The 12,583-nt window shown below is 70.4% G+C and carries 11 protein-coding genes and 1 riboswitch; of the genes, 9 read left to right on the top strand and 2 right to left on the bottom strand.

From position 1 onward, the window contains the following. Positions 1-13 precede the first annotated feature (13 nt). The 5 genes from wag31 (at position 14) to ACTOWY_RS29230 (ending at position 7,305) form a co-directional block, all read left to right on the top strand. On the top strand, positions 14-841 hold the full coding sequence (gene wag31 / locus ACTOWY_RS29250) for a DivIVA-like cell division protein Wag31 (RefSeq protein ID WP_185002584.1): 828 nt from the start codon (positions 14-16) through the stop codon (positions 839-841). Between the two features lie 25 nt (positions 842-866). After that, a complete protein-coding gene (locus tag ACTOWY_RS29245; protein ID WP_441312825.1) occupies positions 867-1,457 on the top strand; it encodes a hypothetical protein in 591 nt (196 codons plus the stop codon). Between the two features lie 418 nt (positions 1,458-1,875). Then, a complete protein-coding gene (gene ileS, locus ACTOWY_RS29240) occupies positions 1,876-5,004 on the top strand; it encodes an isoleucine--tRNA ligase (RefSeq protein ID WP_441312824.1) in 3,129 nt (1,042 codons plus the stop codon). A 39-nt stretch (positions 5,005-5,043) separates the two neighbouring features. Further along, on the top strand, positions 5,044-5,616 hold the full coding sequence (locus ACTOWY_RS29235; protein WP_441312823.1) for a TetR/AcrR family transcriptional regulator: 573 nt from the start codon (positions 5,044-5,046) through the stop codon (positions 5,614-5,616). A 207-nt stretch (positions 5,617-5,823) separates the two neighbouring features. Further along, positions 5,824-7,305 carry a potassium/proton antiporter gene (locus ACTOWY_RS29230; protein WP_441312822.1) on the top strand — a complete coding sequence of 494 codons (1,482 nt, stop codon included), beginning with the start codon at positions 5,824-5,826 and terminating at the stop codon, positions 7,303-7,305. Here ACTOWY_RS29230 and ACTOWY_RS29225 read toward each other — a convergent pair. Beyond that, positions 7,302-7,742 carry a hypothetical protein gene (locus ACTOWY_RS29225; RefSeq protein ID WP_441312821.1) on the bottom strand — a complete coding sequence of 147 codons (441 nt, stop codon included), beginning with the start codon at positions 7,740-7,742 and terminating at the stop codon, positions 7,302-7,304. The genes ACTOWY_RS29230 and ACTOWY_RS29225 overlap by 4 nt on opposite strands. 277 nt (positions 7,743-8,019) lie before the next feature. Between ACTOWY_RS29225 and ACTOWY_RS29220 the strand changes: the two genes are divergently transcribed. Then, positions 8,020-8,676, top strand: coding sequence for a M23 family metallopeptidase (locus ACTOWY_RS29220; protein ID WP_441312820.1), 657 nt, complete (start codon positions 8,020-8,022; stop codon positions 8,674-8,676). 58 nt (positions 8,677-8,734) lie between these two features. Here ACTOWY_RS29220 and ACTOWY_RS29215 read toward each other — a convergent pair whose 3' ends face one another. Then, positions 8,735-9,319: a hypothetical protein gene (locus tag ACTOWY_RS29215; protein WP_441312819.1), complete on the bottom strand. Its 585-nt coding sequence runs from the start codon at positions 9,317-9,319 to the stop codon at positions 8,735-8,737. Positions 9,320-9,531: 212 nt separating this feature from the next. Further along, positions 9,532-9,646, top strand: a riboswitch (SAM riboswitch). 35 nt (positions 9,647-9,681) lie between these two features. Here ACTOWY_RS29215 and ACTOWY_RS29210 point away from each other — a divergent pair. Genes ACTOWY_RS29210 through ACTOWY_RS29200 form a run of 3 tightly spaced genes read left to right on the top strand, consistent with a single transcriptional unit; the run spans position 9,682 to position 12,581 of the window. Beyond that, positions 9,682-11,049: an aminotransferase class V-fold PLP-dependent enzyme gene (locus ACTOWY_RS29210; protein ID WP_441312818.1), complete on the top strand. Its 1,368-nt coding sequence runs from the start codon at positions 9,682-9,684 to the stop codon at positions 11,047-11,049. Between the two features lie 45 nt (positions 11,050-11,094). After that, positions 11,095-11,658, top strand: coding sequence for a signal peptidase II (gene lspA, locus ACTOWY_RS29205; RefSeq protein ID WP_441312817.1), 564 nt, complete (start codon positions 11,095-11,097; stop codon positions 11,656-11,658). 41 nt (positions 11,659-11,699) lie between these two features. Further along, on the top strand, positions 11,700-12,581 hold the full coding sequence (locus tag ACTOWY_RS29200) for an RluA family pseudouridine synthase (protein ID WP_441312847.1): 882 nt from the start codon (positions 11,700-11,702) through the stop codon (positions 12,579-12,581). The last annotated feature ends 2 nt before the right edge of the window (positions 12,582-12,583 follow it).

Here is a 12,583-nt window from a genome sequence, read left to right as displayed (position 1 = left end):
GTGAGGTGATCTGATGGGCTTGACCCCCGCCGACGTTCATAATGTGGCGTTCAGCAAGCCGCCGATAGGCAAGCGGGGCTACAACGAGGACGAGGTTGACGCCTTCCTCGACCTCATCGAGGCCGAGCTGGCAAGGCTGATCGAGGAGAACAACGACCTGCGTCAGCAGGTCGAACAGCTCGACAGTCAACTCGGCAACGCCCGCGTTGAGCTTGAGGACGCACGGAACAAGACTGTCGCGGGCGGGCACTCCCCGGTCCGCGCGGTCGACGAGCCGCGCCGCCTCACCCCCGTGCCCCCGCCCAGCGTGATGGAGCAGACCTCCCCCGGAGGCGACCACCACGTGCAGGCCGCCAAGGTCCTGGGCCTGGCCCAGGAGATGGCCGACCGGCTCACCGGTGAGGCCAAGGCGGAGTCCGACGGCATGCTCTCGGAGGCCCGGACCAAGTCCGAGCAGCTTCTGTCCGAGGCTCGTGCCAAGGCGGACAGCATGGTCAACGAGGCGCGCACGCGTGCCGAGACCATGCTCAACGACGCGCGCACCCGCGCGGAGACCCTGGAGCGTCAGGCCAGGGAGAAGGCCGCGGCCCTGGAACGGGACGCCCAGCGCAAGCACACCGAGGTGATGGGCTCCATCACCCAGGAGAAGAACGCGCTGGAGAAGAAGCTCGACACGCTGCGCACCTTCGAGCGTGAGTACCGCACCAGGTTGAAGACCTTCCTGGAGTCCCGCCTGCAGGAACTGATCGACCAGGGTTCCGCGGCCCCCGCGGCGCCGACGGAGAGCCGGGCCAATCAGTCCGGTTACACCTTCGGCACCCGTGCGGCCGAGGCCGGCTGATCCCGGGCAGTAGGGAGTAGGTCAGGTGCTGTACCTGGTCCTGCTGCTGGTGCTGGCCGCCTTCGGGCTGCTGGTCACCGCCCTGGTCTCCGGGGTGACCGCCTGGGCGTGGGGTTCGGTCGTCGCGAGCGTGGCAGCCGCGCTGCTGCTGTTCGCGGACTGGTTCCTGCGCCGACGACGGGCGCTCGCCGCGGATCCGGACCCGGCTGCTGATGGGGAAGTCGGCCGTCCGGACGCTGGAGAACACACCGGGGCGGCTGGCGCCGCGCGGGAGAAGGTCGTAACCGGGCATGAGGACGACGAGGACGCCGGGGATGCCACTGCGAAGGTGGCATCCCCGGCTGAGCCGTCCACAGGCCCTGGCGCGTCCACGGGCGCGCCGGGCGAGGAGGACACCGACGCGGCCGATCTGCTGATCGTCGCGGCGCTGGAGTCCGAGGTCCGGGTGGTCGACGAGCACCCGCGCTACCACCTGGCCGAGTGCACCTGGCTGACCGGCTCGGCCACCTTGCGGCTGCCCGTGCGCGAAGCCCGCGAACTGGGCTTCACCCCCTGCGGGCGCTGCGGGCCGGACCGCAGCCTGGCGGCAGCACACCGGGCCGATCGCGCCCGCTGAGCCCACCGCATCGTCCAAGTCACACCCGCCTGATCAATCTCAAGTTGCCTAAGTAGTACCAACTCACCCACAGTGACCCCATTCGGGGGAGCACAACGGGTTTGGCAACCTGTATGGCCTAGCGTTCCGGCCCGAGGCGGGTGGCTGGGATCCGATTTGCCCGTCGAGTTACCCTTGACACACAGGCGCCGATCCGGACATCACCGGGGAGCCTCCGGAAGAACGGGCGGTCCGCCGCCTCAGTAGAACCGGACGGGACGGCCCGTCACAGCCGATAACGAGAGGCCGGTTCGCCAGGGAGCAGTCCCCGGTGGCCGGCAAGCGGGGTGGTACCGCGGAGCGCCGGCGACGGCGCGTCGTCCCCGTGTGGGCGTGAGCCCGTACGAGCCGACGACCGCACGCGAGGAGCATCCCCGTCATGGCCTACCCCAAGGTCGAACTCGACAGCGCGGCCGGCGTGCCAGCCCAGCCGTCCTTCCCGGTGCTGGAACAGGACGTGCTGGCCTACTGGGCCGCCGACCGGACCTTCGAGGCGAGCATCGAGAACCGCCCGGCCGGGGACGAGGGCCGCAACGAGTTCGTCTTCTACGACGGCCCGCCCTTCGCCAACGGCCTGCCGCACTACGGCCACCTGCTCACCGGCTACGTCAAGGACGTGGTGCCGCGCTACCAGACCATGCTGGGCCGCCGGGTCGAGCGCCGCTTCGGCTGGGACTGCCACGGCATGCCCGCGGAGTTCGCGGTGGAGAAGGAACTCGGCATCACGCACAAGTCCGAGATCGAGCAGCTCGGCATCGACAAGTTCAACGAGGCCTGCCGCGCCTCGGTGCTGCAGTTCACCGGCGACTGGCGGGACTACGTCACCCGGCAGGCCCGCTGGGTGGACTTCGACAACGACTACAAGACCCTGGACCTCCCCTACATGGAGAGCGTCATGTGGGCCTTCAAGTCGCTGTGGGACAAGGGCCTGGTCTACGAGGGCTTCCGGGTGCTCTGGTACTGCTGGCGCTGCGAGACGCCGCTGTCCAACACCGAGACCAAGATGGACGACGTCTACCGCGACCGGCAGGACCCCGCGGTCACCGTCGGCATGCGGCTGGAGACCGGCGAGCTGGCCCTGGTGTGGACGACCACGCCGTGGACGCTGCCGAGCAACCTGGCCATGGCCGTGCACCCCGAGGTCGACTACGTGACCGTCGAGCACGAGGGCGAGCGGTACCTGCTGGCCGAGGCCCGCTTGGCCGCCTACGCCCGCGAGCTGGGCGAGGACGCGGCCGAGCACGTGGTGGCCCGGTACAAGGGCGCTGACCTGGTCGGCCGGAAGTACACGCCGGTGTTCCCGTTCTTCGCCGGGCGCGAGCGCGCGCACCAGGTGCTGGCCGCCGACTACGTCACCACCGAGGACGGCACCGGCGTCGTGCACATCGCGCCCGCCTTCGGTGAGGAGGACAAGCTCGTCACCGACGCCGCCGGGATCGAGGCGGTGGTGCCGGTGAACAGCCGCGGCGAGTTCACCAGCGAGGTCCCGCCGTATCAGGGCCAGCACGTCTTCGAGTCGAACAAGGCGATCATCCGCGACCTCAAGGCAGCCGGGGTGCTGCTGCGGCACGAGACCTACAACCACCCCTACCCGCACTGCTGGCGCTGCGAGAGCCCGCTCATCCAGCGCGCGGTGTCCTCATGGTTCGTCGCGGTCAGCCAGTTCAAGGACCGGATGGTCGAGCTGAACCAGCAGATCAACTGGGTGCCTGGGCACATCAAGGACGGCCAGTTCGGCAAGTGGCTGGAGAACGCCCGCGACTGGTCGATCTCCCGCAACCGGTTCTGGGGCTCGCCGATCCCGGTGTGGACCTCCGACGACCCGGCCTACCCCCGGGTGGACGTCTACGGCTCGCTGGACGAGCTGGCGCGCGATTTCGGCGTGCGCCCGGACGACCTGCACCGGCCGGTGGTCGACGACCTGGTCCGGCCCAACCCGGACGACCCCACCGGCAAGTCGATGATGCGCCGGGTGCCCGAGGTGCTGGACTGCTGGTTCGAGTCCGGCTCGATGTCCTTCGCCCAGGTGCACTACCCGTTCGAGAACGCCGAGTGGTTCGACAACCACTACCCCGGCGACTTCATCGTCGAGTACACCGCGCAGACCCGCGGCTGGTTCTACACCATGCACGTGCTGGCCACCGCGCTGTTCGACCGGCCGGCCTTCCGCAACTGCCTGGTGCACGGCACCGTGCTGGGCGACGACGGCCAGAAGATGTCCAAGTCGAAGCAGAACTACCCGGACGTCCGGGAGGTCTTCGACCGCGACGGCAGCGACGCCATGCGCTGGTTCCTGCTGGCCAGCCCGGTCTCCCGCGGCGGCGACCTGAGCGTGACCGAACGCGGCATCCGGGACGCGGTCCGCCAGGCCGTGCTGCCGCTGTGGAACTCCTGGTACTTCCTCTCCCTCTACGCCAACGCGGCCGGGGTCGAAGGCACCTGGCGGGTCGACAGCGAGCACGTGCTGGACCGGTACGTGCTGGCCAAGACACACGACCTGGTGCGCTCGGTGCGCGGCGGGCTCGACGGCTACGACCTGTCCACCGCGCACCAGGCGGTCCGGGAATTCCTGGAGGTGCTGACCAACTGGTACGTGCGCCGCTCCCGGGAACGGTTCTGGGCAGGCGAACAGGACGCGGTCGACACCCTGCACACCGTGCTCGAAGTGGTCTGCCGGGTGGTCGCGCCGCTGCTGCCACTGACCAGCGAGGCGGTCTGGCGCGGCCTGACCGGGGACCGCTCGGTACACCTCACCGACTACCCCGCCCTCGCCGACCTGCCAGCCGACGACAAGCTGGTAGCAGCCATGGACGAGGTGCGGCAGGTCTGCTCCACCGCGCTGTCCCTGCGCAAGGCCAACAAGCTGCGGGTCCGGCTGCCGCTGGCCAAGCTCGTGGTGGCCGCGCCCTACGCCGACGACCTGGCCCCGTTCAAGGAACTGATCCGGGACGAGGTCAACGTCAAGGACGTGGTGCTGACCACCGACGTGGCCGCGCACGGCCGGGTCGAACTGGCCGTCAACGCCCGCGTCTGCGGCCCCCGGCTGGGCAAGGACGTGCAGAAGGTGATCAAGGCGGTCAAGGCGGGGGAATGGAGCACCAGTGCGACCGGCGCGGTGATCGCGGCCGGGATCGAACTGCTGCCTGCCGAGTACGAACAGCGGCTGGTCTCCGCCGACCCCGGCGCGGCGGCCGCGCTGCCCGGCGGCTCCGGCCTGGTCGTGCTCGACACCGAGGTGACCGAGGACCTCTCCGCCGAGGGCCTGGCCCGCGACCTGGTCCGGGTGATCCAGCAGGCCCGCCGCGAGGCCGGGCTGGCGGTCTCCGACCGGATCGCGCTGACCGTGGAGGTCCCGGCCGAGGTGATCCCGGCGGTCACCGCGTTCGTCGAGTTCATCACCACGGAGACCCTCGCGCTGTCACTGACCCACGGACCGGCGGGCGACGGCGGATTCGCGGGCAGCGTGGGTGAGGGCACTGCGGTGAAGGTCGCCGTCGCGAAGTCCTGATGGTGCTTGGCAGGCACGGCCATACGCTACCGTATGGTCGTGCCAGCCAAGATCAGGAAGACCCGCGCCGACTGGACCGCCGCCGCGCTCACCGCGCTGGCCGAAGGCGGCCTGGCCGCGGTGGCCATCGAACCCCTGGCCGCCAGGGTCGGCGCCACCAAGGGCAGCGCCTACTGGCACTTCGCCAACCGGGAGGCGCTGCTGGTGGCCACCCTGGCGCGCTGGGAGCAGGAACACACCGAAGCCGTGATCACGTTGGCGGAACAGGAACCTGACCCCGCCCGGCGGCTCCGGCTGCTCTTCGCCAGCGTGCTGGACCACCCGTGCGGCAACGCGGTCGAGCTGGCCCTGCTCGCCGCGGGCGAGGATCCGGTGATCCGGCCGGTGCTGGACCGGGTCACCCAGCGCCGGATCGCTTATCTGACAACACTTTTCGGCCAGTGCGGCTTTGTGAAGGCAGAGGCGCGGCGGCGTGCGGTGCTGGCCTACAGCGCGTACCTGGGGCACGCACACCTGTTCCGGATGGCCCCGGCCGCGATGCCCAGCACGAAACAGCAGCGCCGCGCCCACCTGGACGAGTCGATGGCCGCGTTGCTCAGCAGGCAGAATTAGCCGGAGGTTTCCCGTGGTGTGGCCAAAACCGGCCGCCCGCAAGGGTTCCGGGTCGCCGTGAACCGGCCCAGGGTGATTCCCCAAGCTTATCCCGGCGAGCACCTCCGGGCATAGAGTCATGCATAATTCATCGCAATTACCGAAAAATCGGTGCTGAGCAGCCACAATGGACACAGCAGAGCCATAATCTGAGTCCGGAGGCGCCCTATGACCGACCTGACGACCGTGCTCGGAATCGGCGCCGGGGTACTCCTGGTGGCGGTGCTCGCCGTGCGCGTGTCCGTCCGGCTCGGTCTACCGTCTTTGTTGCTGTACCTGGGAATCGGGCTCGTCATCGGCGAGGCCGGGTTCGGCATCCAGTTCTCCGACGCCGGTCTCACCCAATCCCTCGGCATCGCCGCGCTGGTGCTGATCCTGGCCGAGGGCGGGCTCACCACCCGCTGGTCGGCGGTGAAACCCGCGCTGGGCCTGGGCATCGCACTGTCCACAGTGGCCGTTGGGGTGAGCATCCTGGTCACCGGCGGGCTGCTGCACTACATCCTGGACCTGGAGTGGCGCACCGCGTTGCTGTGGGGCGCGGTGCTTTCCTCCACCGACGCGGCCGCGGTGTTCAGCGTGCTGCGCGGGGTCGGGGTGAGCAAACGGCTCGCGGGCGCGCTGGAGCTGGAATCCGGGCTCAACGACGCGCCGGTGTTCCTGGCGGTGGTGTTGCTGGCGAGCACCGATCCGTTCACCTGGTGGACCCCGGCGCTGATGATCTACGAACTGGCCATGGGCGCGGCGGTGGGCATCGCGCTGGGCTGGCTGGGCGCGTTCGCGTTACGCCGGGCGGCCCTGCCCGCCACCGGTCTCTACCCACTGGCCACGGTCGGGGTGTGCGTGCTGGCCTACGCCGCCGCCCAGGGCGTGCACGGCGCGGGTCTGCTGTCGGCCTACGTGGCCGGGCTGGTGCTCGGCAACGCCCGGCTGCCACACCGCTCGGACACGCTCTCCTTCGCCGAGGGCCTGGGCTGGCTGGCCCAGATCGGCCTGTTCGTCCTGCTCGGCCTGTACGCCTCGCCGTCCCGGCTGCTGCACGTGCTGGTGCCCGCGCTGGTGGCCGGTGGCGTGCTGCTGCTGGTGGCCCGCCCGCTCTCGGTGTTCCTCGCCGCCACCCCGTTCCGGTTGCCCTGGCGGGAACAGACCTTCCTGGCCTGGTCCGGGTTGCGCGGCGCGGTGCCCATCGTGCTGGCCATGATCCCGGTGACCCAGGGCGTGGCGGGCGCGCAGACCCTGGTCGACGTGGTGTTCGTGCTGGTCGTGCTGCTCACCCTGATCCAGGGCAGCACCCTGCCCGCGCTGGCCCGCTGGCTGGGCCTGGTGCGCCGAGGGGAGATGCAGGAGGTCCAGGTCGACGCGGGCCCGCTGGACGAGCTGGGCGCGGAGCTGCTGCAGATCCGCATCCCCGAGGGCTCCAAGCTGCACGGCGTCTACGTCTCCGAACTGCGCCTGCCCGCGGGCGCCACGGTGAGCCTGGTGGTCCGCGCGGGCAAGGGCTTCACCCCGCAACCGGTCACCCGGCTCCAGTTCGACGACCAGCTGCTGGTGGTCAGCACCGAAACGGCCAGGGACGAGGCGGAGAAACGCATCCGCGCCATCGACCGCGCGGGCCGCTACGCCCACTGGCGCGGTGAACGCGGCGAGAGTTAGCCGGTGCAGTCGGTCGGCACCCATTCCGCGGTGACGTCGGCGGCGACCACCACGATCGTGCCGGTCACGCAGCCGAACTCGTGCCGCACGCCGTGCTCGTCGGGGAGCAGCTCGTCCAGCATCAGGTCCTTGGGCAGGGTGCCAGGCGGGTCCACGGTGTACTCGGTGACGCCGGTGTAGCGCAGCACCAGGTCGGCGTCGTGTTTCCAGCAGTTGTGCCGCAGTTCGAGGACGAGGTGGTCGCCTTCGGTGCGCGGTGCGGTGGGTTTGAGGTCCTTCACGCATCGCTTGCCGAAGAAGTCGTAGTGCCCAGGGTCGGTGGCGAAGGCCCGCGCGCCGGGTGGCAGGTCGGCGGCCAGGGTCGGCAGCACGGCCAGGTAGGCCTCCGGGTCGATCCAGGAGGAGCTGTCGTCCACGGGCACGATCACGTATTTCATCGCGTTCGAGTCTGCCACCTGCGCCAACCCGGTTTTCCGCCTAGCCCTCGGCGGGCCGTTCCCGCTCCGCGGCGATCCGCACCGCCCACTCCAGGAAACGGAGCGAGACCTCGCGAGATCGCTGAACTGGATGACCTCGATCTCCCGGCCGTCGAAGGTCGGCATGGCTCTCCTTGCTCCATTTGGCGGACATCGTTTGGGGCCTGACGGTCCGCGCCCAACTGGCTACCTTCATGAACTCCTTCACCCGAAAGGGTGCCCCCTGTAAGGAGTCAACATGTCGGGGAACCGCCGTTCCACCTGGTTGCTGGCCGCGGCCGCACTGCTCTCCGGTGGGCTGCTGCTCGCGCCTGCCGCGGTGGCCGCGCCGCTGGCCGACCCGGTGCTCTCGTTGCCGTTCGCCACCGGCCAGCACACCTATTCGGCCGGGGTGCACTCGGACAACGGGCAGAGCGGGGTCAAGAACGCCATCGACTTCTCGCCCAACGATGGCATCGCCCGGTCCGCCGCGGCGGGCACGGTGCGGATGCAGCGCTGTTCCGGCGGCGACTGGGTGACCGTGGATCACTCGGACGGGTGGCGTACCGGGTACTACCACCTGGAGGGCATCCAGGTTCAGGACGGGCAGTCCGTCTCGGCCGGGACGCCGCTGGGGCGTACGGGCAACGCGTTGCCGTGTGGTGGGTCCAGCTCGGGTGCGCATGTGCACTTCACGCTGTGGCAGCTCAACGCCGCGCCGAGCGTGAGCGCGGACTGGAGCGGGCTGTCCTATGACGAGGTGAGCACCCGGGTCGCGGACGAGGTCGGGGTGCCGGTGGATGGCAAGGTGCTCGGCGCGTGGCGGTTCCGGGCCGGGGCTCAGCAGTACTCCGGGCGCGCGGAGCGGGTCGGCGACGGGTTCAGCGTGACGTTGCCGGGGCGGTTCCAGGTCTGAGCGTGGTGACCGGGACGGCCCGTGGCTGGGCCGTCCCGGTGCTGTGCGTCACTCTGGATCAGACGCGGTGGAACCATTCCTGCACTTCGTAGTCCGGTCGGTTCGGGTCGACGAAATCCGTTCGCCAGACAATCCACAGCTGGCCAGGGCGGTATTGCGACATCTTCGCCCAGACATGTCGCTTGGCGTAGCCGTGGTCGTAGAAAGCGTGGATGTGGCCGGCGGACTGGCGGAATTCGGAATTGCTCCAGCCCCAGTCGCAGTTGGTCGGTGAGCATTTCCCGAACACGCGCATGGTCCAGCCCGCGTCGTGCACGATGCGGCAGATCGAGCCCTCGCAGACGGTGACCGACTGGCAGTCCCGCAGCTCGGCCCTGGCGATGCCGGTGGCGTTCGGATCGGCGTTGTTCCAGTTGCCGTGTTCAACCGCGTGACCACTGCAAAGCAGCGGGGCGGCGACGCCGCCGGGTGCCGCGAGCTTCGCCGTGACCCCCGCCGGCGCGGTCTCGGCCGGGATCGGCTGCTCGGCGGGCGCGGCCTGCGCGGCGGCCGCCGCGCCCAGGATCGCGGTGCTCATCATCATGGTCGCCACGGCTAATCGAACAAAGCCGTGCCGGATTCTGCTTGTGTTGCTTTTCTCCATAACAGCCCCCTGCTGTGGAATTTCCGGTTCTGGTTACCGGTTCAGTCAGGCTAGACCCGGAAGAAATATCAACTCGGTGGGTGGTGGGGAATCGCCCCAACCGGTGCCCGATCAGTTGCCCGTTCGGCGGGGCCGGGCGGATCAGGCGGCTTCCCGGTATCTGGAATGGGGGCTTCCCAAGTCGCCGGGTCGTCGGCTAGCTTCGAGGCCAAGGTCATGAGTACCAGCAACAAGCCCCGGCTCGCTGGTCGGCAACCCTCCTACCGCGGTGGGGTGCTCCGGGTGAGGACCTGGTCCGTCGTGAGGTGCGACGGGCAAGCGCGGGCCTCCCAGCAGGTCCGATCCGGATCCTGGAGGCTTGTATGTCGCTCGCTGTCATCCCGGCGCAGACCACCCCCGCGGTCACCGCACCCACCGCCCCGGTCGTCCCGGCCGTGGTCGGCGCGCACACCACGGTCCCGCTGGTCACCGGGGAACGCGTGACCTACGCCAACCTCGACCACGGGGCCAGCGCGCCGTGTCTGGCCGCGGTCCGCGACGCCGTGGACGAGCTGCTGCCCTACTACGCCAGCGTGCACCGCGGCGCGGGCTTCGCCTCCCAGGTGTGCACCAAGGTCTACGAGCAGGCCAGGGACGTGGTGCGGAAGTTCGTCGGGGCGCACGCCACCGATGTCGTGGTGTTCACCCGCAACAGCACCGACGCGCTGAACCTGCTGGCCCGCAGCGTGCCCAAGGGCGCCAGCGTGGTCACCTTCGACACCGACCACCACGCCGCGCTGCTGCCCTGGCGCGGCCCCCGGGTCACCCGGATCGCCACCCCGGAGACCCCGCAGGGCGCGATCGGCGCGCTGGAGGAGGCGCTCGGGCGCACGCCCGAGGGCGCGCGGCTGGTCGTGCTGACCGGGGCGTCCAACGTCACCGGCGAGCTGTGGCCGGTGCGTGAACTGGCCGCGGTGGCCCGCCGCTTCGGCGCCCGGATCGCCCTGGACGCCGCGCAGCTCGCCCCGCACCGCCCGGTGGACATCCAAGCCCTGGACGTGGACTACGTGGTGCTCTCCGCGCACAAGCTCTACGCGCCCTACGGCAGCGGCGCGCTGGTCGGCCGGGCGGACTGGCTGCACGTGGCCGAGCCGTACCTGGTCGGCGGCGGGGCCACCAAGCACGTGGTGGACTGGGGCGATCACCTCGGCGTCGGCTGGGCGCCCGCGCCCGAGCGGCACGAGGCCGGTTCGCCGAACGTGGTGGGCGTGCACGCCTTCGCCAGCGCCTGCCAGAGCATCACCCAGCACGGCTGGGACGCGGTGATCGCGCACGAGACCGAGCTGTTCACCCGGCTGCGCGCCGGGCTCAACACCCTCCCCGGCTTCCGCGAGCTGTCCATCTTCGGCGCGGCCCAGGAGCGGGTCGGCGTGGTGAGCTTCACCCTCGACGGCCAGGACCCCGGCCTGGTGGCCACGGTGCTCTCGGCCGAACACGGCATCGGGGTGCGCGACGGCGCCTTCTGCGCGCACATCGCCACCCGGCGACTGCTCGGCCAGGCCGGGTCGGGCACCGACCGCGCGGTGCGGATCAGCCTGGGGCTGGGCACCACCGCCGAGCACATCGACCGGGTGCTGGACGCGCTGCGCGACCTGGTCGCGCACGGGCCGGGCTGGAAGTACGAGATCGTGGACGGGCGCTGGGCGCCGGTGAACGACCCGCGCCCGCTGCCGCCCTTCGTGGCGGGCTGAGCTGGCTGAGTAAGCCCTGGTCCCGGAGTGCGGGACAATGGGGCGGTGAGCACGGACGACAAGCCGCCCCGCCGCCTGGTGCCCTTCGCCCTGGTGGCGATCGCGGTCTTCGCGGCGGACCTGAGCACCAAGGACCTCGCGGTCGCCGCGCTCGACGGGCAGCCGCCGGTCCGCCTGGCCGGTGGTGCGCTCTACCTGGTGCTGCTGCACAACCCGGGTGCGGCGTTCTCGCTGTTCCCCGGACAGACCTGGCTGCTGACGATGATCACCGCGCTGGTGGTGCTGGCCATCCTGGCCTTCGCGCCGAGGCTGCGCTCCACCGGCTGGGCGCTGGGCATCGGCCTGGTGCTGGGCGGCGCCACGGGCAACCTGGCCGACCGGCTGACCCGCCCGCCCGGCTTCGGCGAGGGCCATGTGGTGGACTTCCTGTCATTGTTCGCCCCTGATGGCAGTGTGTGGCCGGTGTTCAACATCGCCGACGCGGCCATCGTCAGCGGTGGCGTGCTCCTGGTGGTGCTGGCTCTGTTCGGCGTCGATTACGACGGGCGGGTGGCCAAACACAGGACAGACGAGACGAAGGCCAAGGCCACGGTGGAGGAAAACGCGTGAGTGACCAGAGGACCCTGCCAGTGCCGGACGGCCTGGACGGCATGCGGGTGGACGCGGGCCTGGCCAAGCTGCTGGGACTGTCCCGCACGGTCGCGGCCGGCCTGGCCGAGAACGGCGGGGTCCTGCTCGACGGTGCGCCAGCCGGGAAGTCCGACCGGCTGATCGCGGGCTCGTGGCTGGAGATCACCCTGCCCGAGCCCGAGCACCCCGTCGAGCTGGTCCCGGCGGTGGTGGACGGCATGGTCGTGCTCTACGAGGACGACGACATCGTGGTGATCGACAAGCCGGTCGGCGTCGCGGTGCACCCCAGCCCCGGCTGGACCGGTCCGACCGTGGTGGCCGGGCTGGCAGGCGCCGGGATCCGGATCGCCACCTCCGGCGCGGCCGAGCGGCAGGGCGTGGTGCACCGGCTGGACGTGGGCACCACCGGGGTGATGGTGGTGGCCAAGAGCGAGCACGCCTACTCCTGGCTCAAGCGGGCGTTCAAGGAACGCACCGTGGAGAAGCGTTACCACGCCCTGGTGCAGGGCCACCCGGATCCGAGCCGGGGCACCATCGACGCCCCGATCGACCGGCACCCGCGGCAGGACTACAAGTTCGCCGTGGTCGCCAGCGGCAAGCCCAGCGTCACCCACTACGAGGTCCTCGAAGCCTTCCGGGCCGCCTCGCTGGTGGACGTGAAGCTGGAAACCGGGCGCACGCACCAGATCCGGGTGCACTTCTCCGCGCTGAAGCATCCCTGCGTCGGCGACCTGACCTACGGCGCGGACCCGGTGCTGGCCAAGCGGCTCACGCTGACCCGGCAGTGGCTGCACGCCCGGACCCTGGGCTTCCACCACCCCGCGGACGAGCAGTGGGTGGAGTTCAGCAGCGACTACCCTGCCGACCTGCAGGCCGCGCTGGACCTGCTGCGCGAGGAGTGAGG

It is taken from the genome of Crossiella sp. CA198 (assembly GCF_052078295.1).
In the GTDB taxonomy this organism is placed as follows: Bacteria; Actinomycetota; Actinomycetes; order Mycobacteriales; family Pseudonocardiaceae; genus Crossiella.
Note: the sequence above shows the minus strand (reverse complement) of the source record. Positions and strands in the feature narration are given on the sequence as shown.

Excerpts from the sequence above, each read along its gene's own strand:
- ACTOWY_RS29200 (WP_441312847.1), top strand. The coding sequence starts at position 11,700 with ATGCGGGTGGACGCGGGCCTGGCCAAGCTGCTGGGACTGTCCCGCACG.
- ACTOWY_RS29230 (WP_441312822.1), top strand. The coding sequence starts at position 5,824 with ATGACCGACCTGACGACCGTGCTCGGAATCGGCGCCGGGGTACTCCTG.
- wag31 (WP_185002584.1), top strand. The coding sequence starts at position 14 with ATGGGCTTGACCCCCGCCGACGTTCATAATGTGGCGTTCAGCAAGCCG.
- ACTOWY_RS29215 (WP_441312819.1), bottom strand. The coding sequence starts at position 9,319 with ATGGAGAAAAGCAACACAAGCAGAATCCGGCACGGCTTTGTTCGATTA.
- ACTOWY_RS29210 (WP_441312818.1), top strand. The coding sequence starts at position 9,682 with ATGTCGCTCGCTGTCATCCCGGCGCAGACCACCCCCGCGGTCACCGCA.
- ACTOWY_RS29225 (WP_441312821.1), bottom strand. The coding sequence starts at position 7,742 with ATGAAATACGTGATCGTGCCCGTGGACGACAGCTCCTCCTGGATCGAC.
- ACTOWY_RS29220 (WP_441312820.1), top strand. The coding sequence starts at position 8,020 with ATGTCGGGGAACCGCCGTTCCACCTGGTTGCTGGCCGCGGCCGCACTG.
- ileS (WP_441312824.1), top strand. The coding sequence starts at position 1,876 with ATGGCCTACCCCAAGGTCGAACTCGACAGCGCGGCCGGCGTGCCAGCC.